Consider the following 25,708-nt stretch of genomic DNA (forward strand, 5'->3'; position numbering starts at 1 on the left):
AGCGTCAGGCCGCGCCGGCCAGCACCGGCAGATAGCCGCCGGACTGGCCGGCCGCGGTCGGGTGGTACGACTCGGTGATGCTCAGCAGGTTGAGGCTGTGCAGCCAGGAGCTGCCGGAGCAGATCTCGTGGCCGGTGAAGGTGGTGCGTACGTCGCCGTAGGTGAAGCCGTGGTCGGCGGCGCGCTTGGCGAGGGCGGCGTCGAGGTAGTCGGCCGCGCCGTTGATGGCGGAGCGCTTGGTCGCGGAGAGGCCGAGGCAGGTGGTGCCGAGCTTGTAGAAGCGCGGGTAGCCGAGCACGACCACGTGCGCGGCGGGGGCTTTGGCGCTGATCGTCGAGTAGACCTTGTCGAGGAGGCCGGGGAGCGTCGAGTCGACGTACGCCTTCGCGGTGGCGATCCGGGTCAGGCAGGAGCTGTCGGACTGCAGGACGCAGGTCGTCATGACGTCGGCGAAGCCGGCGTCGTTGCCGCCGATGCTGATCGAGACGAGGGACGTCGAGGTGCTGAGGGTGCCGAGCTGGTTGGCGAGAACATCACCCGTACGAGCACCCGAGCAGGCCATGAAGTCGAACGTCGAGGGTGAATGCGCGGCCGCCCAGAGGTAGGGGTAGGCCTTGGTGCTGCGGTCGCAGGACCCGCTGGAACTGATCTTGCTGCCCGAGCCGACCCCGGAGGAGTAGGAGTCGCCGAGGGCCACATAGCCGCCGGTGGCGGCGAGTTGGGACGCCTGCGCCGTCATCGCCCCGGTGAGGGCGAGGCCGGCGGCCAGGAGGAGCGAGGTCACGTATGCCGTAAATCGGGAACGTCTCATGGAACCTCCCTTAGCAGGATCTCTGCCACAACTGTCGTAGCAGTGACGCGCGTTGACGGGAAGTGTGCATGCCAAGGGTTTGCCGGTGGGAACAGGTGTTCACCTGTGCATCCGAACCGGGACGGGCACCCTGCGCGTCTTGACGATGGCGGCCGGGCTGGGTCACATTGAAGTCCGGCATCCGGCGCGCTGGGGGGCAAAGTCGCCAATGCAGACCTTAGGTACCAACAGAGCTTCCACGGACAGCGTCGAGCGGGTGCGGTCAGGGCCGGAGAGGGACCTGGCACCACTGCTCGCGGGCGCGGCGGTTGCCGTGGGAGGGGTCGGGGCGCTGCTCGCGCTCATCGACTCGGGATCACCATTGCGTGGTCCGTTCGCGCTGTTCTTCCTGTTCGCGGCACCGGCTTCGGCAATTGCCGCGGTATTGCGCGGACTTGATCCCTTCGGCCGCGTTCTCACCTCGGTGGCGGGCGCTGTGGTCGTCGACATGCTGGTGGCCCAGGGAATGCTGGCCGTGCACCGGTGGTCGGTCGACGGTGGAATCGTCGCGGTGGCGGTGATCAGCGGCTTGATTTCGCTATCGGTATTCATACGGCATATGCCGGGCCGTACAACGGCTGACAAAGTTGTGTAACGGTCAAACCAACAAAAACGTGAGGCCTCGTTCCAGGCCTTGCCATACAGGTTCAATTGTCAATACCGTCGTACATCTCACCCGCACTGGTTCATCATCTAGCGGCACTAGGGGAGGGCTCAAGGACCGCGATGGATCCGGGGCGGGGCGCGGTAGGGGGGTGCCGTGCTCGGTGACCGTTTCTGTGACCGAGTCGTCCGCGCGGCCGGCTTTCATGTCTTTCGGGGGTCGACCAGTTTTGCCAGCTCACCACGCGTGCACGGAGATCCGTATGCTCCGTGGCGCCCGTGAGAACCCCCCTTTCGAACCGGAGCACAGAGCCGGGCCGCCCAGGGGCGGGCGGTCCGCCGGACGAGAGGGATCAGACTCGTGAGTTCTGTTCTGCGCCCAGCGACATCGGGCGAAGATCCGTTAATGTCGGCCGTATACCGGCCGATCTCCTCTCACCTGGCGATCACACCGCCGGTGAGCGTGGTGATTCCCGCCATGAATGAGGCGGAGAATCTCCCCTACGTCTTCAAGACACTTCCCGCGTGGATACACGAAGTTGTTCTTGTGGACGGCAATTCCACCGACAACACCGTCGAGGTGGCCCGCGAGCTGTGGCCCGGGGTCAAGGTCGTCGAACAGCAGGGCAAGGGCAAGGGGGATGCCCTGATCACCGGGTTCGAGGCCTGCGGCGGCGACATCATCGTGATGGTCGACGCGGACGGCTCGGCCGACGGGCACGAGATCGTCAGCTATGTCTCCGCCCTCGTCTCGGGCGCGGACTTCGCCAAGGGATCGCGCTTCGCCAACGGCGGCGGCACGGACGACATGACGTTCATCCGCAAACTCGGCAACTGGGCGCTGTGCACGATCGTCAACCGGAAGTTCGGCGCCCGCTACACCGATCTCTGCTACGGATACAACGCGTTCTGGCGGCACTGCCTCGACAAGATCGACCTCGACTGCACCGGCTTCGAGATCGAGACGCTCATCAACATCCGGGTGGTCAAGGCCGGTCTCAAGGTGCAGGAGATCCCCAGTCACGAGTACCTCCGTATCCACGGCACGAGCAATCTGCGGGCCGTGCGGGACGGGATCCGGGTGCTCAAGGTGATCCTCAAGGAGCGCTCCAACCGGCGTGCGCTGCGCCGCCGTTCGCACGCGAGGATGATCGACTCGGTTCCGGGAGAGGTGTCTTGAGCAGTCACGACATCTCCGTCGTGATCTGCGTCTACACCGAGGACCGCTGGGAGGACATCCTCGCGGCGGTCTCCTCGGTGCGGGCGCAGTCGCGTCCCGCGCTGGAGACGTTGCTGGTCGTCGACCACAACCCCGCTCTCCTGGACCGGCTCACCAGGGAGTACAAGGACGCCGAGGAGACGGGCGAGGTCCGCGTGCTGGCGAACGCGGGCCCGCGCGGTCTGTCCGCGGGCCGCAACACCGGTATCGCCGCATCCCGCGGCGAGGTCATCGCCTTCCTCGACGACGACGCCGTGGCCGAGCGGGAGTGGCTGCGGTACTTCGCCGAGCCGTACGCCGATCCGAAGGTGATGGCCGTCGGCGGCCGCACGATGCCGATCTGGGCGTCGGGGCGCCGGCCGGCCTGGTTCCCCGAGGAGTTCGACTGGGTGGTGGGCTGCACGTACAAGGGCCTGCCGCCGGGCCGGGTCCGGGTGCGCAACGTGCTGGGCGGCAACGCCTCCTTCCGCCGTACGGCGTTCGACGCGGCCGGCGGCTTCGCGACCGGCATCGGCCGCGACGGCGACAAGCGCCCGCTGGGCGGCGAGGAGACGGAACTCTGCATCCGCCTCACCCGCGCCAGGCCGGACGCGGTACTGCTGATCGACGACCGCGCGGTGATCCACCACCGGGTGCCCCCGGTGCGTGAGCACTTCGGGTACTTCCGCACCCGCACGTACGCCGAGGGTCTCTCCAAGGCGCTGGTGGCCCGAAGTGTCGGCGCCGACAAGGGACTTGAGTCGGAGCGCCGCTACACGACCCGGGTCCTGCCGGCCGGGGTGGTACGCGGGTTGCGGGACGCCGTGCTCGCCCGGCCGGGCGGCGCGGGCCGGGCGGGCGCGATCGTCGCTGGGGTGTTCGGCGCGGCGGGCGGGTACGTCGTCGGGAGCGTGCGGGCCCGGCGCGGCGGGGTCACCTTCTCGGTGGTGCGGATCGCCGGGGACGCACACGAGCGCGGGCACACGGACGACCGTGGGGGCGGACATGACTGACACACCGGTGCCGATCCTGATGTACCACTCGATCGCCGCCGCCCCGAACGACGCCACCCGCGAACTGTCCGTCGCACCCGAGGCGTTCGCCGAGCAGCTCGCGCTCCTCGGTGATCTGCGCTTCACGCCCGTCAACACAGCTGATCTGGCGGCGAGTTGGCGCTCCGGGAAACCACTGCCCGAGCGTCCGGTGCTGATCACCTTCGACGACGGCTACGAGGGCGTGCACCGGCACGCGCTGCCCGCGCTCGCCCAACACGGTTTCGCATCCACCCTGTTCGTCTCCACCGGCTGGATCCGGGGCGACCACGACACCGGCGGTGGCCTGGACGCCATGCTCGACTGGGACCAGGTGCGCGAACTCGCGGGCGCGGACGTCGAGATCGGCGGCCACAGCCACACCCACCCGCAGCTCGACCAGCTCGACGACGACACCCTGCGCACGGAGTTGGTGCGTTGCCGCGAGATCGTCGCCGACGAACTCGGCGCCGTGCCCTTCTCGTTCGCGTATCCCTACGGCTACTCCAGCCGCCGGGTGCGCCAGGCGGTGCGGGAGACCGGGTTCGCGCAGGCGCTCGCCGTCGGCAACGACCTCGCCCGGCGCCGCCAGGGGCCGTACGCGCTGAGGCGGGTAACCGTGCGCCGCAGTACGGGAGTCGAGGAGTTCGCGCGGCTCGTCGAGGGCCGTGCGATCGCCCGCAACTTCGCCAGGGACCGTGCCCTCACCCAGGGGTACGCCATGGTCCGCAGAGCTCGACAGGTCCGCCGGAAGGCCAGCCGTTCCCGTGTCTGACACGACGACCACCACCCAGGACGCGGCGCCCGAGACCGAGGCGCCCCAGCGGACGGGGCGCCGGTTGCGCCTGCCGGGGAGGGGCAGGTCCCCCGGCGGCAGCCCGCTGTTCCGCAACGCCTACGCCCTGATGCTCAACACCGGGATCTCCGCGGTGCTGGGGCTCGGCTACTGGCTGATCGCCGCCCACTACTACTCCCCGTCCGCGGTAGGCCAGGGTTCGGCGGCCATCGCGGCGATGAAGCTGCTGGCCGGACTCACGGCGGTCACGCTGACCGGCGCCATGGCCCGCTTCATCCCGGTCGCCGGACGCGCCACCGGACGCCTCATCTTCCGTACGTACGCGGGCAGTTCGATCATCGTCGCGTTCGGGGCCGGGATCTTCCTGCTGACGCTGAACGACTGGGGACCCTCGTACCGCTTCCTGCACGGGCCGGTCCCCGCGCTCGGCTTCGTCGTCGCCGTCATCGCCTGGAACCTGCTCACGCTCCAGGACGGGGTGCTGACCGGGCTGCGCAGCGCGCCCTGGGTGCCGGTGGGCAACACGGTGTTCTCGGCGGTGAAGTTGGCGCTGCTCGTCGGGCTCGCGTCGGTGTTCGCCGCGAGCGGTGTCTTCGTGTCCTGGGTCGCCGCGATCGCCTTCTCCGTGGTGCCGCTCGGCTGGCTGGTGTTCCGGCGGCTGGTGCCCCGGCACATCGAGGCGACCGAGGAGCACGCGAGGCCGCCGACGCTGCGGGAGATCGGCAGGTTCCTCGCCGGGGACTACACCGGCTCGCTGTTCTCGCTCGCCGTGGTCTACCTCGTGCCGGTGATCATCGCCTCGCAGGTCAGCTCCGAGGACAACGCGTACTTCTACATCACCACGACGATAGGCGGCACGGTCAACCTGCTCGCCATCAACATGGGCGCCTCCCTGACCGTCGAGGGCTCCCACGACCCGGCGCGCATCGCCGCCAACACCCGGGCCGCGCTCAAGCGCATGGCCCGGATCATGCTGCCGATCTGCGGGCTGCTGTTCATCGGCGCCCCGTACATCCTGGGCGTGTTCGGCGCGGGCTACGCGGACGCGGCGACCCCGCTGCTGCGCTGGTTCGCGGTGGGCGCGCTGCTGCGGGTCCTCATGGAGACGTACTTCGCAGTGCTGCGCGCGCAGAGCCGCACGAGTGGACTCGCCTGGCTGCAGGGCCTGTTGTGCGTCCTGGTGCTCAGTCTGACGCTGCTGCTGCTCCCCCGCATGGGCCTGACCGGGGCGGGGGTCGCCGAGATCTCCAGCCTCGCGGTGATCGTGGCGATCGCCGCGCCCAGACTCTTCAAGACGCTACGGGCGGCCCCGGCCGCGGAGTTGCCCGAGGACGCGGCACCGGACGGCGACCTCGCCGACCTGGGGGCGCGCGAGGTCCCGGCCGCCGCACCGCGCCGTCGCGGACCGGCCTGGGCGCTCGACTCCGACACCCTCGCGCTCGGCATCCACGTCGACTTCGACCACCTGGAACGCCGGCCGGACGTACGGCCGGGCCCCGGCACCCCGCCCACCGGCACGCCCATCGTGTCCGGCGAGCAACGGCCGACCTGGGGCCTCGGCATCAAGCGGTCCGAGATCGTCGGGCTGCCCGTGGAGGAACGTGAACCCGGCTCAGAGTCCTCACTGAGCCCGTCCGCCGAGCCGGAGGTGGACGCGCCGTTCGAGCCCGCCGACGGGGCGGACCGGGCGGTCGTACCGGAAGCGGCACTGGTGGCGGCGGACGTACGGGAGACGGAGTCCAAGGCGGCCGAAGTCCCGCCGCCCGCCCGCCCGTTGTCGCTGCGCGAGCGCCTGGTGCCGACGCGCCCCGGTGTCGTCCTCGGCTGTCTGCTGGTCGCCGCGCTGCTCCTGTACTGGGTGCCCGCGGCGCGGCTCGGCGAGTCCGACCTGGACCGCATGGGCGGGCTCGGGCTGATCTCGGTGCTGCCGCTGCCCACGCTGGCCGGGGCCGCGCTGCTGATCGTGGTGTTCGCCGCGCTGCTGTGGCTGGGCCGCGAACACAAGGCACTCCTGCTCATCACCCTGCTCGCGACAGTCGTCTCGCTGCACGCGCTGCCCGCGGTGATCGAGCCCGAGCCGCGCTTCCCGACGGCCTGGCAGCACCTCGGGTTCATCGACTACATCGACCGCACCGGGTCGGCCGTACCCGACCTGGACGCCCGCTGGAGCTGGCCGGGCTTCTTCGCGGTGGCCGCGTTCGTCGGCAAGGCGTGCGGGGTCACCGACTGGTCCGAGGTGATCCGCTGGTGGCCCACCGCCATCCAACTCGCCTATCTGGCACCGATGTTCCTGCTGGTGCGCTCACTGCGGGCGAGCTGGCGGGCGAAGTGGACCGGTATCTGGATCTTCGTGCTCAGCGGCTGGGTCGGCCAGGACTACTTCTCCCCGCAGGGCTTCACCTTCCTCCTCTACCTGGCCTTCGTGGCGATCCTGTTGGTCTGGTTCCGGGCACCGCACGTCCTGTGGACGAGGATCCGGCCCGGCGAGGCGGAGGTCGAACCCACCGACCGGCGTCAACAGGCCGTCCTGCTCCTGGTGTTGATCGGTCTGTTCGCGGCGAGTGTCCCGGCCCACCAGCTCACGCCGTTCGTGATGCTGGGCGTGCTCACGGTCCTCGTCCTGCTCGGCCGCTCCGAACTGCGCGGGCTGCCCATCCTGTTCGCGGTGCTGGTCGCGGTGTGGATCGGCTTCATGGCCGAGCCGTACTGGTCCGGACACTTCAACGACCTCTTCGGCGGGGTCGGCGGCGTCGGCAGCAATGTCTCGACGTCCGTCTCCGGCCGTATCCAGGGCGGCAGTTCGACCCACAAGCTGGTCCTCTACACCCGCGTCCTGCTGGCCGGCGGCGTGATGGCCTTCGCCTGCTGGGGCTGGTGGCGCCGCCGCGACCACAAGTACCGCGAACGCTCCCTCCTCGTCCTCACCTTCGTCCCGTTCCTGGGCTTCGGCATGCAGTCCTACGGCGGTGAGATGGCGCTGCGGGTCTTCATGTTCGCGGTGCCGGGCGCGGCCCTGCTCGCGGGTCTCGCCCTCTTCCCGCGCACCGGCGCCACCGCCAAGGAACGCGAGAAGGACCGCGTGAGCCTCGCCCCGCTGGCCGCGCTGCTCGCGGGCCTGCTGCTCATGGGCGGCTTCCTGGTGGCCCGTTGGGGCAACGAGGGCTTCGAGCGGGTCCGGCCCGGCGAGGTCGCGGCCATGAACTACGTGTACGCCCACGACAAGCCGACGGTACGGCTGCTGTGGCTGAGCGACGACACGGTCAACGACGTGACGCCGGCGATGCCGTGGGGCGCGAAGGACATGGAGCGGGTCAACTACGTGCCCACGCTGGCCCCTTCGGACCCGGTGCTGGTGTCCGGCCTGGTCAAGGCGCTCAAGGACGCGGGCCCGCACTCGTATCTGATGCTCAACAAGAGCCAGGTCGTCTCGCTCCAGCTGGACGCCGGCTACTCGGCGACCTGGGAGTCCCGGCTGATCCAGAACCTGGACAACCGGCAGGAGGTGAAGAAGGTCCTCGTCAACGCCGACGTGACCATGTACTCCCTGCGCGAGCAGCCGCCTGGCGCGGTCCCCGAGCCCGATCCCGGGCCGATCGGACCGCAGATCACCTGGACGCCGTGGTCGGTGGTGGGCGCCCTCGCCGCGCTCGCCCTGATCCTGATGCTGACGGCCCGCGAGGTCGTCCGGGTCGCGGTGCGGCCGAGTGTGCGTCAACTGCGGTGGCTACAGGGCAGTTTCTGGTTCTCGCTGCCCCTGCTGGCGGTGGTGCTGGCCTCGCTGGTGCAGCGGTTCCTGACGATGAAGTAGCGGGGCCTTAGGGGGTCAAGTGGCTTATCGGGTAAGCCACTTGACCCCGTAGGCCGCCATGTCGAACTGCTTGCCGTCGACGTTCGCGCTGATCTGCCGGTCCAGGGTGTTCACGACCAGAATCGTCTTGTCGGTGGCGAGGACCCGTACGTTCGGCACGTCGTCGGCGGCGACCGGCACGGTCTCGTACGTCGCGCCGGGCCCGAAGGCCGCGTCGAAGCGGGACACCAGGTCGTACATGGGCAGTTGTTGCCCGCCGTCGGAGCTGTCGGTCGGTGTCCACAGGCAGCCCGGGCAGTCCGTGCCCTTCTCCTCCTCCGGGTTCCAGTAGAAGCCGGAGGAGGCGCCGCCCTTGGCCAGGGCGATCATGCCGGTGGCCTGGACGGCGACGCGGTGGGTCTCGGACCAGCCCTTGCGGTCGTCGTTGCCGTCGGCGGGCTCGACGTAGTACTCGGCCCACCAGAGCGGGAGATCGTGCGTCTGCTGCCGTACCCACTCGCTCACGGCGGTGAGTTTGTCGGTGGCCCCGAACTCGTCCGGCAGCAGGTCGTCGTCGTTGGTGTAGCTGGAGCCGTCGACGACCACGAAGTCCGCGCCGGCCTTGTGCTCGTTCCAGTAGTCGAAGGCGTCGATGATCCGCTGGTCCATCGCGCCCCAACTGCCCTTGAACGTACGGGAGGCGTTGGCGTCACGCGGGTCCACGCTGTCCATCACCAGATACGGACCGCCGACCATGATCTTCGGGTTGACCTTCTTCAGCGCCTTGTAGACCAGGTTGTAGAGCCGGGTGTAACCCTCGTAGTCCCAGCGCTGCTTGGCGTCGTTCCAGAAGCCCTTGAACTCGTTCCACACGATGAAGTGGGTGACGTCCGGGTACCGCTTGGCGACCGTCGCGGCGAGGGCGGCGTAGTCCGCGTAGTGGTCGGGCTTCGGCGCCGTCTCCAGCGAGGCCTGGCTCCAATCGGTGTTGTCCACACCGGACTTGCCGCCCTTCATCCAGTCCGGCGAGCAGCACAGCGTGATGACCGGGGTGCCGCCCGACTCGCGCATGAAGTCGATACGGCGGTCCAGGGCGCCGAAGTCGTAACGCCCCTTCACCGGCTCGGGGTTGTCGGCGCCCCAGCCCATGATGGCCTGGTCCTGCGGGAGTCGGGACTTGGCAAGCAGTCCCTCGACGCGCTCGGTCGCGGCGCTGCTGCCCTCGTCGGCGCTGTACTGGGTGTGGGTGAAGCCCCAGCCGACCTCGGGCCGGTCCTCGTCGGGCGGGGTCGCCGGGGTGCCGTGCACCTTGTCGCCGTCGCGTGAGGTGCCGGCGGTGCTTCCGCCGCCGGGAAGCGTGTTGATCAGGGTCACGATCAGCGCCAGTGCGGCCACACCCACGCCGAGCAGCGCGGTGAGCCGCCACCGCAGTGCCCCCGAATTCCACCCATGACGTCCCATCAAGGGCAACAGTAACGGTGGGCGGAGCAGGTGGGGCAGATCCGTACGCGCACAGGCTTGTAACAGGGCGGGGGCGCAACGGCGGGAGCAGGCCTGGGTAGTCCACGGTTCGGCCGTGCCCCATAGGGGCGCGGGGAACTGCGCGACCAGCCACAACGGCGCCGCAGCCGAACGACGGCCCATCGCCGCTTTTCCAGCAGAGCGCTTCGCCGACACTCGGGGGCGCACTGCGGAAAGCGGGTGCACACGGCGTCCCTGTGCCGGATCATGGCCCCATGTCCGCTAACCCACACGACGCTCTGCCGATCCGGCTCAACGTCGACGACTCCGACTCCCCGTCCGACGTCGTCGACGCGCTGTTCCTCGGCCGCTTCGCGACGGGCGAGCAACCGTACTCGCACGCGGCGAACATCGACCGCGTCCGGACCGGGGCGACCCTGCTCCCCCCGGGCGCCCGCGTGCTGCGCGCCGCCCGCGACGACGACCGCAGCGCGACCCTCGCCGAGGGCGACGGCTGGACCCTGCTGATCTCCCGCTGGAACCGCGGCGCCGACGTCACGGTGACGGCGACCAGTGAGGAGCTCGCCGAGAAGGTCCTCGACCAGGCGACCGACGGCGCGGCGGACGAACCCGAACCGCAGCCGGAGAACGTGACGATGGGGTTCTGGTACGTCTCCCCCAGGCGCGGCCCGCACCGGACGACCCGGCAGATCTCGGCGGGCACGTGGGACGAGGTGCGCCCCAACTACACGCGTCCGGTGGCCGATGCGATGGACACCCTGATGAAGACGACCCCGGAGGACATCGCGGGCCGGCTCCTGTTGCTGCACGGCCCGCCCGGTACCGGCAAGACCTCGGCGCTGCGCACGCTGGCCCGTTCCTGGCGGGACTGGTGCCAGGTGGACTGTGTGCTGGACCCGGAGCGGCTGTTCAGCGACGTCGGCTATCTGATGGACATCGCGATCGGCGAGGACGACACGACGGGCAAGGGCCGCTGGCGGCTCCTCCTCCTTGAGGACTGCGACGAGTTGATCCGCGGCGAGGCGAAGCACACGGCGGGCCAGGCGCTGTCCCGGCTCCTGAACCTCACGGACGGCCTCCTCGGCCAGGGCCGCAACGTCCTGGTCGGCGTCACCACGAACGAGGACCTGGAGCGCCTCCACCCCGCCGTCGTCCGCCCCGGCCGCTGCCTCGCCCGCATCGAGGTCGGCCCCCTCACCCGCAAGGAGTCGGTCGACTGGCTCGGCACGGAGGAGGGCGTCGGCCGCGAGGGCGCGACCCTGGCGGAGCTGTACGCCCTGCGCCGGGGCACCCAGCCGACCTCGGTACCGGACCAACGGGAGGGCGCGGACGCGGGGTTGTACTTGTAACGGCACCGGCTGCGCTACGCCGGTAGCCACGTCGGCCGCGCTACGCCTCCATCCGGCCGTATTTGTTTCCGCCGCAACGGCGCTCAGCCACAACGGAGGATCACGGCGGTGCCGAACTCACCTCACCCCTCCCCATAAGCCGCCCGCAGGGCATCCCGCACAGCCGCCACCGCATCCCCCTCCGTAAGCCCCAGCCGCCGAACCTTCTCCGCATACACCTGCGCGGCCGCCGAAGCCTCCCGCTCAGCCGCCGAGCCCGCGGCGGCGACAAACGTCCCGTTGCGGCCACGCGTCTCGATCACGCCGTCCGTCTCCAGCGCCCGGTACGCCTTGGCGACGGTGTTGGCGGCGAGACCGAGCGACTCGGCCAGTCCTCGTACCGTGGGCAGCCTGTAGCCGACCGGCAGTGCTCCGGAGCGGGCCCGCTCCGAGATCTGGGCGCGGATCTGCTCGTAGGGGGCGGCGCTGTCATCGATGTGGATCTTCAAGGTCACGGCCCGATTGTCCCGCACCCGCCACAGGACGCGCCCGCCGGAAATGCGGTGAGGGCACCCGCCGGAAAATGGGAGGCACTCCGGCGCGGCTCCGCCGTAGCGTGCGTCCCCATGACCGTGATCGCGCGCGACCTGCGCCCCGATGTCCGGGCGGACCTGGACGGTTTCGTCGAGGTCCGCCGACTCGCCCTCCCGTACATGCTGTTCACCGCGGAGTCCGTCGCCCACGACATCGCCCACGCCCAGCCGGAGGCCGCGCTGCGCAGGCTGGTCGCGGAGGAGGACGGCGAGATCATCGGCACGGCCCAGGTGGGTATCGCCTACGACAGCCCGGAACCCGACCGGGGTTTCGTCAACGTGTACGTGCACCCGGAGCGCACGCACCGGGGCGCGGGCTCGCTCCTGGCGCGCGCCGCCGAGGAGCACCTGGCAGCCCAGGGCGCGACCAGGCTCTACGCCTGGGTCCTGGACGAACCGGCCAACCGCGCCTTCGCCGAACGCCTCGGCTATACGGCGAGCCGTTCCGCGTACTTCCTCCGTCTGGACCTGGCGCACGGCACCCTGCCCCCGCTCCAGGATCCGCCGCCGAACGTGGAGATCCGCCCGGGCTCGGACTTCGCCGGGGACCCGCGCCCCCTGTTCGAGCTGGACGCGGAGACGATGGCCGACGAACCCAGCGACATCGGCGTCGAGTTCACGGACTACCAGGCCTGGCTGGACGGCACCTGGCAACACCCGTTGTTCAGCCAGGAGTTGACATCCGTGGCCCTCGTCGACGGACGCCCCGCGGCTTTCAGCGCCGCCCGCACGGACGACGGCAGCCGCTACGGCACGGTGATGACCGGCACCGCCCGCGCCCACCGCGGCCGCGGCCTCGCCAAGCTCGCCAAGAACGACTCCCTGCACCGCGCCCGCGCCGCCGGTTACACGGAGGCGTTCACGGGCAACGACACCGGCAACGGCCCGATGCTCTCGATCAACAAGTGGTTCGGCTACGAGGCCTGCGCCACGGAGGTGCGCTATGTCCGCGAACTCGTCTGACCCCGCAATCCAGTTGGACGTCGTCCTCGTCAAGGCGGGCCGCACGAAGATCCGTTACACGGCGGAACTCCTCTTCGACGACGGCACCCGCCTCGCCGTCCGCGCCCCGTGGGCCGGTGACGGCGTCCGCGACTTCGGCTTCGTGCGCTTCGAGCGCGGTGACGTCTTCACCGAGTACTACTGGCGGGACCGCTGGTACGCGGTGAAGGAAGTCCGGGACGGCACAGGGCAGTTGAAGGGCTGGTACTGCGACATCACCCGCCCCGCCACGCTCTCCGGCGCCGAACTCGTCGTAGAGGATCTCGATCTGGACCTGTGGATCTCCGCCGACGGGACGGACATCCGGCGCCTGGACGAGGACGAGTTCGAGGAGAGCGGGCTGGCCGCGTCGGACCCCGCGGCCGCGGCGGCGGCCGTGGCCGCGCTCGACGAGTTGGAGAGGCTGGCCCGTGAGGGCGGGTTCGACGCGCTGGTGGCGTGACGACGGACGGGCTCGGCCGGACGACGGACGGACTCGGCCGGACGACGGGCGGACTCGCTTAGGAGATGGCGGGTTCGCTCAGGGGATGGCGGGGATGGCCACCACCGCGTACCGCTCGTCGGCCACGTCCTTCCCCCACAGCAGCAGGTCGTCCGACAGTCGCTCCAGGTGCACGTACCCGGCCAGGGGTGCCAGGAGCTCGGTGAGGCGGTCGGCGGGTATGCCGGCCGGGTTGACCGTGCCCCACACGCCCTCGATCAGCACGAGCCGGCCGCCGGGGCGCAGCAGCCCGCGCCAGTGCCGCAGGACCCGGCCGGGGTCGGGCAGCGTCCACAGCACATGCCGCACGAGGACGACGTCGAAGCGCTGCTCGCCGACCGGGGGCACGGCCGCGTCACCGACCAGGAACGCCGCGTCACGGCCGGCCAGCTTCGCGCGGGCCAGGTCCACCATCGCCGGGGAGAGGTCGACGCCGGTGACGTGGTGCCCCTGCTCGGACGCGAGGAGCGACAGGCTGCCGGTGCCGCAGCCGAGGTCGAGGACGTCGGCGGCGCTGTCGGGCAGCCAGCCGCGCAGCCGGTCGGCCCAGGCCCGGCGGATCTCCGGGTCGCGCAGCCCGTGATCAGGCTCTTCGTCGAAGGCGGCCGCCTCCGCGTCCCAGTCGAAGTTCGCTACAGGTTCACTCATGCGCCAAGCGTGACACCCGCCACTGACAGTCCGATCGTGACAGCCGCCACAGACAGACCCGCGCCGATGAGTCACCCTCCCGGAAACGGTCTACCCCGTGAGAACACGACCCGGGTGGACACAAGGAGGCAGCCATGCGCCGCGTGACCGTGCAGAAGCCCCTGAAGAAGTCGGACACCCGCCGGGTACGGGACGAGACCGACGAGCGCCCCGCCGAGCGCCCCGAGGTCCGAAAGGACATCGCCCGCACGTGGTGGCCGGACGGCTGACCCCCGTCCGCCCCGGTCAGCCCAGCCGCTTCCGGTAGTGGACGCGGTCGTACGGCCCGTCCACGCGCCGCTCCACGACCTCGTACCCGAACCTCGGGTAGATCTCCTGGTTCTCCCACATCAGCGCGTTCGTGTAGAGCCTGACTTCCGGCAGCCCGAGCGCACGCGCGCGTGCCTCCACGAACTCCAGCAGCCGCCGTCCCACCCCCGTGCCGTGCGCGTCGGGGTGGACGGCGATGCTGTCGAGGAACAGGTGATCACCGCGCTCCTCGATCACCACCAGCCCGACCACGGGCTCCCCCGTCACGAACACCCGCCCCGCGACCACATTCGCCATATGGTCCGCCTCCATGGGCTGCGGCACCACACCGATGCGCGGAATGTAGTGGCGGTACGCCATATCGGTCACGGCCTTCACGGCGGCCACATCGGCGACGACGGCCACACGAACCCCGTCCGCTCCACTCATCCGCTACACCTCTCCGAGCTCATGGGAACCGTCCCTGCCTGAGCCCTCAGTTAGCCCTGCCTTAACACGACCATAAGGATCTCCCCTCCCCGTCTCCAGCAGGCGATTTCGCGGTTTCCAGGGGCTAGCTTCTGATCACCCCCACGGGATCCGTCCCCCGCGATCCGTCCCCGCGCCGAGCACCGTCCGAGGAGTTGGAGTTCCCCCATGCCCGCACGCCGCAAGGTCGCCGCTGTCGCCGTCCTCGGGATGACCCCGCTCGCCCTGACCGCGCTCGCCGCGGCACCCGCGGCGGCGCACGGTTCGATGGGTGACCCGGTCAGCCGGGTCGCGCAGTGCTACGCGGAGGGGCCGGAGAGCCCGAAGTCGGACGCGTGCAGGGCGGCGGTCGCGGCCGGTGGCACGCAGGCGCTCTACGACTGGAACGGCATCCGGATCGGCGACGCGAACGGGCAGCACCAGACGCTGATCCCGGACGGCAAGCTGTGCAGCGCGAACAACGAGGAGTTCAAGGGCCTCGACCTGGCCCGCGCCGACTGGCCGGCGACGAGCGTGAGCAGCGGCTCGTACACCTTCAAGTACCGCGTGACCGCCCCGCACAAGGGCACCTTCAAGGTGTACATCACCAAGTCCGGTTACGACCCCGCGCAGCCGCTCGCCTGGGCGGACCTGGACCTGGACCACCCGGTCGCGACCTCCACCGACCCGGTCGCCACGGGCGGCTTCTACACCTTCTCCGGCACCCTCCCGCAACGCTCCGGCAAGCAGCTCCTGTACGCGATCTGGCAGCGCTCGGACAGCCCGGAGGCGTTCTACTCCTGCTCGGACGTCAGCTTCGGCGGGAGCGGTGGCGGAAGCGGCACAGGTGCCAACGGCGGTGGTACGGCGGGCAGTTCGACCCCGACACCGACCCCGAAGCCGGCCACGCCCACCACGCCCGCGCCCTCCGCCTCCGCCCCCTCCGACGAACAGATCGCGGCCGGTGCCGACAAGTCGACCGTCGAGCACAACGGCCACGGGGACGCGGACGCGGGCACCTCGGCGGAGCCGGTCGCCGCGACGGACCAGGCGACCGCCGAGGCCAACGAGCCGCAGGCGGCGGGGAGTTCGAAGAACCTCGCCGAGACCGGCGCCAACAACAGCTCGCCGTATCTCATCGTGGGCGGCGCTGCCTCTCTCGCGCTCGGCGCGGCGGCCCTGTTCGCCTCGGTCCGCCGCCGGGCGACCAACGGCGGTGGACGGCACGGCCGTTAGCACGGCCCGTGCAGGGGGCGGGGTCTGTCCGGCGGCTCAGGTCGGACAGACCCCGCGGTGTGCCTACGGTCAACTCAGCGCCGACAGGCAGGTGGTGGCGGTGGCGTGCGCGGGATCGAGGGCGTTGGCGACCTCGTGGAAGGCGATCCGGTCCGTCAGCCCGAGCAGGGCGTGCTCGGACAGGTCCACTGAACACAGGTTCTGGATCAGGACGTTGTGCACGTCGGACCCGCTCAGGAACTGACTCGTGTAGGGGGTGACGACCTCGTCGTACTTGGTGGCGATGACCGTGTAGTGGACGCCGGGGACGGTGTCGCCGCCCGCGTTCAGCTTGGCGAGGAAGGCCGAGCCGGCGACCTGGTCGGCGAGGCCGGGAGCGGCCGAGGAGATCACGTCCTCGGCGCCCGGGAAGTACGGCAGGAGTTTGGTGAGGCCGTCCAGGGTGGTGCCGTGGTTGTCGGGCGCGATGCCGACGAAGGTGTCCACTTTGGCGGCTCCGCCGAGGAACTTCAGGTAGTAGCGGGGCATCATCCCGCCCTGCGAGTGCCCGACCAGGTCGACCTTGGCGGCGCCGGTCGCGGCGAGCACCTTGTCGACGTAGACCTGGAGTTGGGCCGCCGACTGGTCGATGGGACCGAGGCCGTATACGAGGGGAACGCCGGGGAGCTGGCCGTAGTCGAGGGAGAAGACGCAGTAGCCGCGGACTTCCAGGTACGGCGCGAGGGTCAGCCAGTTGTCGGTGGCGTTGGCGAAGGTGCCGTGCACGAGGACGACGGGGCGGGGGTGGGCGGCCGAGGGCTTGCAGTTGTAGTCGTTCCAGCCACTGGTGGGGGCGCTCGACGCATGAGCGGCGGCGGCGGGAACGGCGGCGACCGCGGCGGCCAGGAGCAGCGCGGTCAGGGGTCTGAGCAGTCGTTTCCAGGGCAGCATCGTGTGATCTCCTTGCGGCTCAAGGGAGTTGCGACGGCCTTACGCCCTGTGATCCGGATCACAAGAATGCTGTTCACTCGTCAAGTTACGAGCGAGTAGGTGAAGTGTGAAGTTACGCGTCAGTAAAAACTTCCAGTGATAACCAGTCACCAGGTGGGCCTGACGGGACCGTAGGGCGCAATACGCCGCAAATGGTCACACAACACGCGCACTTTACTCTCCCCCCAGCCATTCGCCCCAGGTCGGTGGCCGTAGCACCGCCCGGGGCGAGCCGCGCGAAGGCAAAGCCGGCCGCCGGCCCGCCCCTCGAATCCGCGGCCGGTACGACGTTCCCGTTCCGTAAGGTTTTCGACCGCCCCGAGCGCGCCGAACAGGACGAAGCTGAGCGATGGACGTGGGCGGCCAACGCCCATGTGACGTACCGGTGCGGGGAATGGAGTGACCATGGTGGTCCGTGGTGTCGGCGGGATCATCCTCGTCGTGCTCGGCGCGGTCTGGATCGCGCAGGGCGTCGGCGCGATGAACGGCTCGGCCATGTCCGGCCACGGCCAGTACGCGGTGCTGGGTGTGGTGGTCGCGCTGATCGGGCTCTTCCTGCTGCTGCGGGCCTGGCGGATACGGCACACCCCCCGCCAACGCCCTTGAGCGCAGGGGCAGTTCCACGGTTCTCGGCGACACGGAGATCAGTCGGCCAGCGCCGCCGGGCGTACCGCCTCCTGCCCGAAGCGCCGCCGGGCACGGTCCGCGGCGGCTTCGACCGCGCGGGCGCGGGCGTCCCCGGGATCCATGGAGAGCTGACGGTAGGCGCGGCCCGCCGGACGCAGGTCGTCGGCGCGGAGCACGAAGCCCCGGACGCGCGCCCGCTGCAGTCCCAGGGAGGTCAACAGGCCCAGGGCGGTGGCGGCGACGGCGGGTGAGTGGTCGGTGGGTTCCGGCAGGGCGCGGGTGCGCGTGGTGGACGTACGGTCGGCGTATCGGACCGTGAGGGTGAGGCGGCCCGCGAACTTCCTTTCCCCGCGCAGGCGTTGGCCGATCCGGTCGGCAAGTCCCAGGACGGCCCGGTGGTGTCGGTCCGGGTCCAGGCAGTCCTGGCTCAGGGCCAGGTCGGCGGTCAGGTGTGCCGCCGGTTCCGCGGGGACGACCGGACGGGGGTCGTGGCCGCGGGCACGCTCCGCCAACAGCCGTGCCTGGCCTGCCCCGAGGAGCCGTTGCAGGGTCGCCGAGGGCAGGTCGGTGAGCTGGCCGATGGTGTGCAGGCCGTACCGGTGCAGCGTGTCCGCCGTGGCGCGGCCGATCCCGGGCAGCGCGGTGACCGGCCGGGGGTACAGCCAGTCGGCCGCTTCCCCGGTGGGGACCCAGGTGGTGTCCCCCGGGGCCGACGCGTCGGCCGCCATCGCCGCCAGCATGCGGTTGCCCGCGAGGCCGGCGCTGCTGTCGATGTCGTAGAGGGCCTTCAATCTCATCTTCACCGTCTGGACCGCGTCGTAGGCGGACATGTCGAAGTACCGGAGCGCCGACGTCAGGTCCACCTGAAGGGCGTTGGGCGGGATGGCCTGGACGTGAGGCGTGATTCCGGACACCAGTTCGATTATGTCGCCGTACTGAGCCTCCGTCAGTGCGGTGTGCAGGTGGAGGTGGGCGATGTGCCGCTGCCGCGCGCTCATCCCGCACTCCCCGGGCTGCGGTGGCCGAACTTCTTCAGGTCGGCGGAACGGGTGCCCGCAGGCTGGAGGTCGGCGTAGGGGTGGAGGCGGGCACCGGTGGTGCCGTTGGCGAGCGTGCGTTGCGGCTGAGCGGGGGTCGGGTGCGGGCGGTCGGCGCCGAGGAGGGCGAGCGCCGCCTCGGGGCCGTCGTCCCGGCGGGCGCCCGCGATCTCGTCCAGGTCCCAGGCCATGGAACCGACGACGGTACGACGGGTGCCGCGCACCTGGACCGTGCCGCGCACCAGGAGCAGCCCGCTGTGGAAGACGGTGTACGCGCAGGCCGGGTGGGAGTCCTCGAAGAAGGCGAGGTCGACCAGACCGGAGCCGTCCTCCAGCGTGACGAAGATGATCCGCTTGCCGCTCGCGATCGGCGGGGTCTGCGTGGAGGCACGGACCCCGGCGACCAACACCTGCTGCCCCGCGCGCAGTTCGGCGAGATGGGCCGCGTCCGTCGCGCCGATCTCGCGCAGCAGCCGGTGGTGATGCTCCATCAGGTGCCGGGAGACATCGATGCCGAGCGTGCCCAACTCGGCGCTCAGCGCCTCGCGTCCGGTCATCTCCGGCAACCCGCTCGGCTCCGCTCCCCCAACAGCACCCGCGTCCATGGGCAGTTGACCGGCCCCCGCGCTCCGGTTGCGGGACTGCCGGTGCAACTCGGTGATCTGGAGCAGCAGATCACGCCGGGTGAGACGGCCGTCGTGCAGAGGGGCCAACGCGCCGATCTCGGCGAGGCGTTCGGCGACCGGTCTGCTGGGACGGCCCCGCTGCCAGAAGTCCGACAGCGATCCGTACGGCTGCCCCTCCTCGATCCGCGCGCACTCCTCCTCGCTGATACCGCGCACCCCGGACAGCGCGAGCCGCACGCCCCACTCCTCCCGCTCGGTCATCTCCACCGTGTGCTTCACCCTGGAACGGTTGATGTCGACGGGCAGCACCGGCACACCGCGCCGACGGGCGTCGGAGACCAGCACACGCTTGGGCCACATCCCGGGGTCGTGTTCGAGCAACCCGGCCAGCAGGAACGCCGGATGGTGCGCCTTGAGCCAGGCGCTCTGCAGGGCCGGTACGGCGAAGGCGACCGCGTGGGCGCGGCAGAAGCCGTACGCCCCGAAGGCCTCGACGGTCTTCCAGACCTCGTCCCGAACGGCCGGACTGTAGCCACGCGCGCGTGCCAGTTTGTGGAACCACTCCTTGATCCGGGGCAGTTGCTCCTTGTCGCCGAGGGCCCGCCGGGTGACCTCCGCGAAGGCCCGCTCGCAGCCGGTCAGCACATGCAGGGTGTCGATGATCTGCTCGTGCCAGATGGTCACGCCGTAGGTGTCGGCGAGCACGGGTTCGAGGTCCCGGTGCGCGTACACCGGCGTACCTCCATGACGCGCGGCGATGTACCGCTCGGGCATGCCTCCGGCGACCGGGCCCGGGCGGAAGAGGCTGATGTCGGCGATGACGTCCTGCACGTCACGGGGCTGGAGTCTCGACAAAAGGTCTTGTTGACCTGGTGACTCCAACTGGAACAGGCCCAGCGTCTGGCTCTCCTGGATGAGCTTGAAGGCGAACACGTCGTCGAGGGGCACCTGCCCGGGGTCGTCGAGATCGATGCGGTTGCCGGTGGCGCGTTCGATCTCGGTGACGGCGTGGGCCATCGCGGACTGCATCCGTACGCCCAGGACGTCGAGTTTGATGTTGCCCAGCGCCTCGATCTCCTCCTTCGCGGCCATCGCCATCGGGTAGTCGCCCTGCGGAGTGGGCTGCACCGGCAGCCGGTCCAGGAGGGTGGCGTCACTGATGACGACTCCGCAGGGGTGCATGGCCATGCCGTGGACCAGGGAGTCGAGGCCTTCGGCGAGTTCCCACAACGGCCCGTACCGCCCCATCTCCCTTGCCAGCTGCCGTAGTTCGGGTAGTTCGGCGAGCGCGCTGGTGATGTCCGAGGCGCGGAGGTGCGGGAAGCTCTTGGCGATCCGGTCGACGTCGGCCGGGGCGATCCCCAGCGCGAGGCCGGTGTCGCGCAGCGCCCTGCGCGCGCGGTAGGTCTCGGGCATCGCGGTGACCGCCACCCGCTCCTTGCCGAAGCGTTCGAAGATCGTGTCGTAGCACTCCAGGCGGCGGGCGGACTCCACGTCGATGTCGATGTCGGGAAGTGACTCCCGGCGGGTGCTGAGGAAGCGTTCGAACAGCAGGCTGTGGTCGAGCGGGTTGGCGGTGGCGATGTCCAGCGCGTGGCAGACCAGCGAGCCGGCGCCGGAGCCGCGGGCGGCGACCCGGATGCCCTTGGCCCGGATGTCGGCGACGACCTGACCGACGGCGAGGAAGTACGCGTCGTAGTTCCAGTGGGAGATGACGGAGAGTTCCTCTTCCAGCCGGTCGCGTGCCGCGCGGTCGTGGTCGAGGCCGCGCCGGGCCAGGCCCTCCTCCGACCTCAGGCGCAGCAGCCCGGCCGCGCCGCCCGTCTCCGGTCCGGCGCCGAAGAGCGACGGTTCCGGGAAGTGCGGAGTGCCGAGGCCGAGGTCCACGGGGTCTACGACACAGGCCTCCGCCGTGTTCGCGGTGTCCGTCATCAGCCGGCGGGCCCGGCGGACGTCCGCTCCCGCGCACTCGGCGATCATCCGTGCCACGACCGTCATCTCCCTCTCGTCCTTGAGCCAGCGCTGCCCGCTGTCCAGGCGGCGCCGGTCGATCGGGCGCAGCAGCCGTGCCGCGTCGAGGACGTCAGCGAGGCGGTGCTGGTCCGGGTCGGCGTAGCGGACGGCATTGGAGAGCACGGCGGTGGTGCGGGTGCGGTCGGCCAGGGCGAGGGTGCGGGCGGCCAGACGCAGGGAGCCCGGAGCCGTGCCGAAACGATTCTGCGCTACGGCCTCCAACCGCACTCCCCTCCCGAAGATCTCCCGCCAGGGCGCCAACAGCTTCATCGCGACGTCCTCCCGGCCCACCGACAGCGCCCGCACCGGCTCCGAGAGCGGCCCCAGCAGCACGGTCAGGCCGGGGCCGCCGTACTCACGCAGCGCCTCCCACGGCACCACCGGCGCCGTACCGGACAGGGCACCCTCATGTGCCGCCGACGTGATGCGGCACAGCCGTGCCCAGCCCGCCCGGTCCTGGGCCAGCAGCACGAAGCGCAGCGGCGGCTCGACCACGTGCGCGCCGCCACGCGCGGGAGTGCGCGGGCGCTGTGCGGGCGGCGGGGGTGCGAGGGCCTCCACCGCCAGGTCGATACCGAAGAGCGGCCGGATCTTCTCCTTCTTGCAGGCCTGCGCGAACCGGACAACCCCGGTGACCGTGTCCCGGTCGGTGAGCGCGAGCGCCGTCACACCCCGTTCGGCCGCCCGCTGGGCGAGCTGCTCGGGGTGGGACGCGCCGTAGCGGGCGGAGTAACCGGATGCGACGTGCAGATGGGCGAAGCCCGTCATGCCACACCTCCATCCCTCCACCCCTTTTCAGCCATCCGCCCGATATGTTCATCGCACGCTCGTTCGATTACTCTAGCCCCATCAGCCACGGTCAGCGACCCACATTCGAACACATCAGCGATTCCTTGGGGAGGTGCGCGGTGTCCGAAACAGACACCACTCCGTCAGCTCCCCGACCGGGCCGGGCAGTTGGAGGAGAAATACTTTTCCGAACACGCGTACGACATCCGTTCGGCCCCTTCCCGCCTGCGTGAAGACCCCGCCACCGAGACCGTGGGGGCATGACAGCGACCCCGGGTGCCGGTACGTCCCGTACGTCCTTCTTCGGCGAGGTGAAGGACGCGGTCACCCTGCGGGCCAGCCTGCTCGTCATCGGGGTGGTCGGTCTTCAGCTGCTCTTCATCGCCTCCTACGTAGGCGCGCTGCACCATCCGAAGCCCCGGGATGTGTCTTTCGGGGTCGTCGCTCCCCAGGTCACGGCCGAGCAGACGGTGGCCCGGCTGAAGCGACTGCCCGGCTCACCGCTCGCCCCGCGCGCGGTGTCCGACGCGGCGACCGCGCGGAGGCAGATCCTGAACAGGGACATCGACGGCGCCCTCGTCATCGACCCGCGCGGCACCGAGGACACGCTCCTGGTCGCCACCGGCGGCGGCACGGTCCTCGCCACCACCCTGGAGACCATCACCTCCTCCCTGGAGAGGACGGAGCAGCGCACGGTCCGGACGGTGGACGTGGCACCGGCCTCCACCCAGGACTTCGACGGGCTGTCGTCGTTCTACCTGGTCGTCGGCTGGTGTGTCGGCGGCTATCTGTGCGCCTCGATCCTGGCGATCAGCACCGGAGCCCGGCCCGCCAACCCGCGCCGCGCGGTGATCCGGCTGATCGTGATGGCACTGGTCGCGATCGTCGGCGGCCTCGGCGGCGCGGTGATCGTCGGGCCGGTCCTGGGCGCGCTGCCGGGCAGCGTCATGGCGTTCTGGGGGCTCGGCGCGCTGGTCACGTTCGCCGTGGGAGCGGCGACCCTGGGGCTGCAAGGGGTCTTCGGGGTCGTGGGCATCGGGCTCGCGATCCTGCTGGTGGTGATCGCGGGCAACCCGAGCGCGGGCGGTGCCTTCCCCCTGCCGCTGCTGCCGCCGTTCTGGAACGCGATCGGGCCCGCGCTGCCACCGGGCGCCGGCACCTGGGTGGCACGCTCGATCGCCTACTTCAAGGGCAACGCCGTCACCGGCCCGCTGCTGGTCCTGTCGGCCTGGGCGCTCGCCGGGATCGTGGTCACCCTGCTGGCGGCGGCGCTGCGGCGGAAGCACGAGGACCTGCTGGACCGACCGGGATTGTCAGACCCGTCTGCAACGCTGGACGCATGATCAGCACTCTCGCCGTCGAGAACTACCGCTCCCTGCGCCGCCTGATCGTCCCGCTGACGCGACTGAACGTGATCACGGGGGCGAACGGCACGGGCAAGTCGAGCCTCTACCGCTCGCTGCGCCTGCTCGCCGCGTCCGCGCGCGGCGGTGCCGTCGCCGCGCTCGCGCAGGAGGGCGGGCTGCCGTCGGTCCTGTGGGCGGGCCCGGAGAAGATCGGCCGCGCGGTGCGCGAGGGCAGACACCCGGTGCAGGGCACGGTCCGCTCGGGCCCGGTCAGTCTGCAACTGGGCTTCGCGGGCGACGAGTTCGGGTACGCGATCGACTTCGGGCACCCCAGCCCGTCCCCGGGGACCGACCGCGTGGCGTCCATGTTCAACCTCGACCCGGAGATCAAACGCGAGTCCATCTGGAGCGGCCCCGTCCTGCGCCCGGCCTCGGTGCTCTCCGACCGCGCGGGAGCCGCCGTCAAGCTGCGCGGCGCGGGCGGCGGCTGGTCCCGCGCCCACGGCACCCTGCGCCCGTACGACAGCATGCTCGGCGAACTGGCCGACCCCCAGCACGCCCCCGACGTCCTGGCGGTCCGGGAGTTCATCAGGTCCTGGCGGTTCTACGACCATGTCCGCACCGACGCGGACGCGCCGGCCCGGGCAGCCCAGATCGGCACCCGCACGCCCGTGCTCAGCGGTGACGGCTCCGATCTGGCCGCCGCCCTGCAGACGATCCGCGAGGTCGGTGCCGCCGAGGCGCTGGACGCGGCCGTGGACGCGGCCTTCCCCGGCAGCCAGGTCCACATCGCCGACCTCGGCGGCCGCTTCCAGCTCGCCCTGCGCCAGCACGGGTTGCTGCGCGCGCTGACCGCCGCCGAGCTGTCGGACGGCACCCTGCGCTATCTCCTGTGGGCGGCGGCCCTGTTGACACCCCGGCCCCCGTCGCTGCTGGTGCTGAACGAGCCGGAGACGAGCCTCCACCCGGACCTGATCCCGCCCCTCGCCGATCTGATCCTCACCGCCACCAAGGACACCCAGATCGTCGTGGTCACCCACGCCCGGCCGCTCGCGGACGCCCTCCAGAAGGGTGCGATACGGCACCGTCTCGACGTCAACTCCATAGAGCTGGTGAAGGAGTTCGGGCAGACGACGGTGGCGGGCCGCGAGGGCCCGCTCGACGAACCGCTGTGGTACTGGCCCACGCGTTGAGCCCACCCCCCGGTGTACGCGAAGGTCCCGCCCCCTCGCGCGCGGGGACGGGACTTCACGGCGCCGTACGGGCAGGTCAGCCGATCTGCGCCCCGAACGTCGACAGCGCCTCGGTGACCGGCTGGAAGAAGGTCTCGCCGCCCGAGGTGCAGTCGCCGCTGCCGCCGGAGGTGAGGCCGATCGCCGCGTCGCCGTCGAACAGCGAGCCGCCGCTGTCACCGGGCTCGGCGCAGACGTCGGTCTGGATCAGGCCGTTGACGATGTCGCCGTTGCCGTAGTTCACGGTGGCGTCCAGGCCGGTGACCGTGCCGGTGTGCACCTGGGTCGTCGAGCCGCTGCGGGTCACCTTCTCGCCGACGGTGGCGTCGGCGGCGTGGGTGATGGTCTGCGAGGAGCCGTTGTAGAGGTCGACCGCGCTCGGGTGGGCCACGTCCGAGGTGTACTTGACCAGGCCGAAGTCGTTGTCCGGGAAGCTGGACTGCTCGTTCGTGCCGATCTCGTTGCCGCTGGAGTCGGACCAGGTGGAGATGGCCTCGGTGCAGTGCCCGGCGGTGATGAAGTACGGCGCGCCGCCCTTGACCACGTTGAAGCCGAGCGAACAGCGGCCGCCCGAGCCGGAGATGGCGTCGCCGCCCGCGATGAAGGGCTTGAACTCCCCCTGGGTGCGCTGGAGTTCGGCCTTGGCACCGAGTCCGTCGACGACCTTGGTGAGCTTGGTCCACTCGGCGGCGGAGACCGTGCGGTCGGCGGTGACGACGACCTTGTTGGTGGTGGGGTCGGTCGCCCACGAGGTGCCGGGGATGGTGGCGTCCTGCTTCAAGGTGGTGCGGGCGCCCGCCAGTTCGGCGAGGGAGTTCTCGACGATTCTCGCCTTGGCGCCGGCCGCCTCGACGGTGTCGGCCGCGTTCTGGTCGAGCACGTTGACCACGAGGCTCTTGGTCTTCGCGTCGTAGAACGTGCCGGCCGCGTCGGTGCCGAGGTTCTTGCCGAGCGTCGAGGCGAGCTTTCCGGCCGCGAGGGCCGAGAGAGTGTGGGGTGCGGACGCCGGTGTGGTCTCGCTGGCGTTCGCACTCTGCAAGGTGACTCCCGCGACGACCAGTGCGGCTATGCCCGCACCCGCCACGGCCACCCGGCGCCTGGGTATGCGTCGGTGCTTCAACTCGTGTCCTCCTGTGGGGGGTCGGCCCGCCAGGTTATGGGGACCCGACCGGCCGAAAGGTAGGTTGACGAGCGCCTACTCTTCCTAATCGCACAGGGAGCGCACAAGGTCGACTTCAGGTCGAGCGCGGAACGCGGTTGCACGCCCCCCACACTTTG

At 70.6% G+C, this 25,708-nt stretch carries 22 protein-coding genes; 13 read left to right on the top strand and 9 right to left on the bottom strand.

What is annotated here, in order from left to right; genetic code table 11:
* Nucleotides 1-4: 4 nt before the first annotated feature.
* Nucleotides 5-811, bottom strand: a complete 807-nt coding sequence (locus R2B38_RS06720; protein ID WP_318015398.1) for an SGNH/GDSL hydrolase family protein — start codon at nucleotides 809-811, stop codon at nucleotides 5-7.
* Nucleotides 812-956: 145 nt separating this feature from the next.
* On the opposite strand from R2B38_RS06720, the gene R2B38_RS06725 reads away from it, so the two are divergent.
* From R2B38_RS06725 to R2B38_RS06745, 5 genes are all read left to right on the top strand, one after another.
* Complete coding sequence (locus R2B38_RS06725; RefSeq protein ID WP_318021598.1) at nucleotides 957-1,445, top strand: hypothetical protein; 489 nt, start codon at nucleotides 957-959, stop codon at nucleotides 1,443-1,445.
* Nucleotides 1,446-1,814: 369 nt separating this feature from the next.
* The gene (locus R2B38_RS06730; RefSeq protein WP_318015399.1) at nucleotides 1,815-2,633 is read left to right on the top strand and encodes a glycosyltransferase family 2 protein; all 819 of its coding nucleotides are present in this window, start codon (nucleotides 1,815-1,817) and stop codon (nucleotides 2,631-2,633) included.
* The gene (locus R2B38_RS06735) at nucleotides 2,630-3,664 is read left to right on the top strand and encodes a glycosyltransferase family 2 protein (protein WP_318015400.1); all 1,035 of its coding nucleotides are present in this window, start codon (nucleotides 2,630-2,632) and stop codon (nucleotides 3,662-3,664) included. The genes R2B38_RS06730 and R2B38_RS06735 overlap by 4 nt, the downstream gene beginning before the upstream one ends.
* Complete coding sequence (locus R2B38_RS06740) at nucleotides 3,657-4,457, top strand: polysaccharide deacetylase family protein (RefSeq protein ID WP_318015401.1); 801 nt, start codon at nucleotides 3,657-3,659, stop codon at nucleotides 4,455-4,457. The genes R2B38_RS06735 and R2B38_RS06740 overlap by 8 nt, the downstream gene beginning before the upstream one ends.
* Nucleotides 4,450-8,286, top strand: coding sequence for a lipopolysaccharide biosynthesis protein (locus R2B38_RS06745; RefSeq protein WP_318015402.1), 3,837 nt, complete (start codon nucleotides 4,450-4,452; stop codon nucleotides 8,284-8,286). Before R2B38_RS06740 ends, R2B38_RS06745 begins: the two co-directional genes overlap by 8 nt.
* A gap of 24 nt (nucleotides 8,287-8,310) precedes the next feature.
* Here R2B38_RS06745 and R2B38_RS06750 read toward each other — a convergent pair whose 3' ends face one another.
* Nucleotides 8,311-9,726 (bottom strand): GH39 family glycosyl hydrolase, encoded by a 1,416-nt coding sequence (locus R2B38_RS06750; protein WP_318015403.1) that lies wholly within the window; start codon nucleotides 9,724-9,726, stop codon nucleotides 8,311-8,313.
* Nucleotides 9,727-10,001: 275 nt separating this feature from the next.
* On the opposite strand from R2B38_RS06750, the gene R2B38_RS06755 reads away from it, so the two are divergent.
* A complete protein-coding gene (locus R2B38_RS06755; RefSeq protein ID WP_318015404.1) occupies nucleotides 10,002-11,096 on the top strand; it encodes a DUF5925 domain-containing protein in 1,095 nt (364 codons plus the stop codon).
* A 122-nt stretch (nucleotides 11,097-11,218) separates the two neighbouring features.
* On the opposite strand, the gene R2B38_RS06760 is transcribed toward R2B38_RS06755, so the two are convergent.
* A complete protein-coding gene (locus R2B38_RS06760; RefSeq protein ID WP_318015405.1) occupies nucleotides 11,219-11,590 on the bottom strand; it encodes a GntR family transcriptional regulator in 372 nt (123 codons plus the stop codon).
* 111 nt (nucleotides 11,591-11,701) lie between these two features.
* On the opposite strand from R2B38_RS06760, the gene R2B38_RS06765 reads away from it, so the two are divergent.
* Both R2B38_RS06765 and R2B38_RS06770 read left to right on the top strand, forming a co-directional pair.
* Nucleotides 11,702-12,631, top strand: coding sequence for a GNAT family N-acetyltransferase (locus R2B38_RS06765; RefSeq protein ID WP_318015406.1), 930 nt, complete (start codon nucleotides 11,702-11,704; stop codon nucleotides 12,629-12,631).
* Complete coding sequence (locus R2B38_RS06770; RefSeq protein WP_318015407.1) at nucleotides 12,612-13,112, top strand: DUF402 domain-containing protein; 501 nt, start codon at nucleotides 12,612-12,614, stop codon at nucleotides 13,110-13,112. The genes R2B38_RS06765 and R2B38_RS06770 overlap by 20 nt, the downstream gene beginning before the upstream one ends.
* A 78-nt stretch (nucleotides 13,113-13,190) precedes the next feature.
* On the opposite strand, the gene R2B38_RS06775 is transcribed toward R2B38_RS06770, so the two are convergent.
* On the bottom strand, nucleotides 13,191-13,799 hold the full coding sequence (locus R2B38_RS06775) for a class I SAM-dependent methyltransferase (RefSeq protein ID WP_318015408.1): 609 nt from the start codon (nucleotides 13,797-13,799) through the stop codon (nucleotides 13,191-13,193).
* Nucleotides 13,800-13,933: 134 nt separating this feature from the next.
* Between R2B38_RS06775 and R2B38_RS06780 the strand changes: the two genes are divergently transcribed.
* Nucleotides 13,934-14,068: a hypothetical protein gene (locus tag R2B38_RS06780; RefSeq protein WP_106971207.1), complete on the top strand. Its 135-nt coding sequence runs from the start codon at nucleotides 13,934-13,936 to the stop codon at nucleotides 14,066-14,068.
* A gap of 16 nt (nucleotides 14,069-14,084) precedes the next feature.
* On the opposite strand, the gene R2B38_RS06785 is transcribed toward R2B38_RS06780, so the two are convergent.
* A complete protein-coding gene (locus R2B38_RS06785) occupies nucleotides 14,085-14,537 on the bottom strand; it encodes a GNAT family N-acetyltransferase (RefSeq protein ID WP_318015409.1) in 453 nt (150 codons plus the stop codon).
* 207 nt (nucleotides 14,538-14,744) lie between these two features.
* On the opposite strand from R2B38_RS06785, the gene R2B38_RS06790 reads away from it, so the two are divergent.
* Complete coding sequence (locus tag R2B38_RS06790) at nucleotides 14,745-15,791, top strand: lytic polysaccharide monooxygenase (protein ID WP_318015410.1); 1,047 nt, start codon at nucleotides 14,745-14,747, stop codon at nucleotides 15,789-15,791.
* 69 nt (nucleotides 15,792-15,860) lie between these two features.
* On the opposite strand, the gene R2B38_RS06795 is transcribed toward R2B38_RS06790, so the two are convergent.
* Nucleotides 15,861-16,721: an esterase/lipase family protein gene (locus R2B38_RS06795; RefSeq protein WP_318015411.1), complete on the bottom strand. Its 861-nt coding sequence runs from the start codon at nucleotides 16,719-16,721 to the stop codon at nucleotides 15,861-15,863.
* Nucleotides 16,722-17,165: 444 nt separating this feature from the next.
* Between R2B38_RS06795 and R2B38_RS06800 the strand changes: the two genes are divergently transcribed.
* The gene (locus R2B38_RS06800; protein ID WP_318015412.1) at nucleotides 17,166-17,366 is read left to right on the top strand and encodes a hypothetical protein; all 201 of its coding nucleotides are present in this window, start codon (nucleotides 17,166-17,168) and stop codon (nucleotides 17,364-17,366) included.
* A 38-nt stretch (nucleotides 17,367-17,404) separates the two neighbouring features.
* Here the strand turns inward: R2B38_RS06800 and R2B38_RS06805 are convergent, their stop codons facing one another.
* The gene (locus tag R2B38_RS06805) at nucleotides 17,405-18,385 is read right to left on the bottom strand and encodes a DNA polymerase thumb domain-containing protein (protein WP_318015413.1); all 981 of its coding nucleotides are present in this window, start codon (nucleotides 18,383-18,385) and stop codon (nucleotides 17,405-17,407) included.
* Nucleotides 18,382-21,831 (bottom strand): DNA polymerase III subunit alpha, encoded by a 3,450-nt coding sequence (locus R2B38_RS06810; protein WP_318015414.1) that lies wholly within the window; start codon nucleotides 21,829-21,831, stop codon nucleotides 18,382-18,384. The genes R2B38_RS06805 and R2B38_RS06810 overlap by 4 nt, the downstream gene beginning before the upstream one ends.
* Nucleotides 21,832-22,112: 281 nt before the next feature.
* Here R2B38_RS06810 and R2B38_RS06815 point away from each other — a divergent pair, with 281 nt between their 5' ends.
* Nucleotides 22,113-23,195 (top strand): DUF3533 domain-containing protein, encoded by a 1,083-nt coding sequence (locus R2B38_RS06815; protein ID WP_318015415.1) that lies wholly within the window; start codon nucleotides 22,113-22,115, stop codon nucleotides 23,193-23,195.
* Nucleotides 23,192-24,391, top strand: coding sequence for an AAA family ATPase (locus R2B38_RS06820; RefSeq protein ID WP_318015416.1), 1,200 nt, complete (start codon nucleotides 23,192-23,194; stop codon nucleotides 24,389-24,391). The genes R2B38_RS06815 and R2B38_RS06820 overlap by 4 nt, the downstream gene beginning before the upstream one ends.
* A gap of 76 nt (nucleotides 24,392-24,467) precedes the next feature.
* Here R2B38_RS06820 and R2B38_RS06825 read toward each other — a convergent pair whose 3' ends face one another.
* Nucleotides 24,468-25,550, bottom strand: coding sequence for a S1 family peptidase (locus R2B38_RS06825; RefSeq protein ID WP_318015417.1), 1,083 nt, complete (start codon nucleotides 25,548-25,550; stop codon nucleotides 24,468-24,470).
* Nucleotides 25,551-25,708: the final 158 nt, after the last annotated feature.

It is taken from the genome of Streptomyces sp. N50 (assembly GCF_033335955.1).
Taxonomy (GTDB): domain Bacteria; phylum Actinomycetota; class Actinomycetes; order Streptomycetales; family Streptomycetaceae; genus Streptomyces.

Coding starts and splice junctions, on each gene's coding strand:
- R2B38_RS06740 (WP_318015401.1), top strand. CDS start 3,657: ATGACTGACACACCGGTGCCGATCCTGATGTACCACTCGATCGCCGCC.
- R2B38_RS06815 (WP_318015415.1), top strand. CDS start 22,113: ATGACAGCGACCCCGGGTGCCGGTACGTCCCGTACGTCCTTCTTCGGC.
- R2B38_RS06725 (WP_318021598.1), top strand. CDS start 957: ATGGCGGCCGGGCTGGGTCACATTGAAGTCCGGCATCCGGCGCGCTGG.
- R2B38_RS06765 (WP_318015406.1), top strand. CDS start 11,702: ATGACCGTGATCGCGCGCGACCTGCGCCCCGATGTCCGGGCGGACCTG.
- R2B38_RS06780 (WP_106971207.1), top strand. CDS start 13,934: ATGCGCCGCGTGACCGTGCAGAAGCCCCTGAAGAAGTCGGACACCCGC.
- R2B38_RS06800 (WP_318015412.1), top strand. CDS start 17,166: ATGGTGGTCCGTGGTGTCGGCGGGATCATCCTCGTCGTGCTCGGCGCG.
- R2B38_RS06790 (WP_318015410.1), top strand. CDS start 14,745: ATGCCCGCACGCCGCAAGGTCGCCGCTGTCGCCGTCCTCGGGATGACC.
- R2B38_RS06795 (WP_318015411.1), bottom strand. CDS start 16,721: ATGCTGCCCTGGAAACGACTGCTCAGACCCCTGACCGCGCTGCTCCTG.
- R2B38_RS06820 (WP_318015416.1), top strand. CDS start 23,192: ATGATCAGCACTCTCGCCGTCGAGAACTACCGCTCCCTGCGCCGCCTG.
- R2B38_RS06805 (WP_318015413.1), bottom strand. CDS start 18,385: ATGAGCGCGCGGCAGCGGCACATCGCCCACCTCCACCTGCACACCGCA.
- R2B38_RS06785 (WP_318015409.1), bottom strand. CDS start 14,537: ATGAGTGGAGCGGACGGGGTTCGTGTGGCCGTCGTCGCCGATGTGGCC.
- R2B38_RS06770 (WP_318015407.1), top strand. CDS start 12,612: ATGTCCGCGAACTCGTCTGACCCCGCAATCCAGTTGGACGTCGTCCTC.
- R2B38_RS06810 (WP_318015414.1), bottom strand. CDS start 21,831: ATGACGGGCTTCGCCCATCTGCACGTCGCATCCGGTTACTCCGCCCGC.
- R2B38_RS06750 (WP_318015403.1), bottom strand. CDS start 9,726: ATGGGACGTCATGGGTGGAATTCGGGGGCACTGCGGTGGCGGCTCACC.
- R2B38_RS06720 (WP_318015398.1), bottom strand. CDS start 811: ATGAGACGTTCCCGATTTACGGCATACGTGACCTCGCTCCTCCTGGCC.
- R2B38_RS06775 (WP_318015408.1), bottom strand. CDS start 13,799: ATGAGTGAACCTGTAGCGAACTTCGACTGGGACGCGGAGGCGGCCGCC.
- R2B38_RS06755 (WP_318015404.1), top strand. CDS start 10,002: ATGTCCGCTAACCCACACGACGCTCTGCCGATCCGGCTCAACGTCGAC.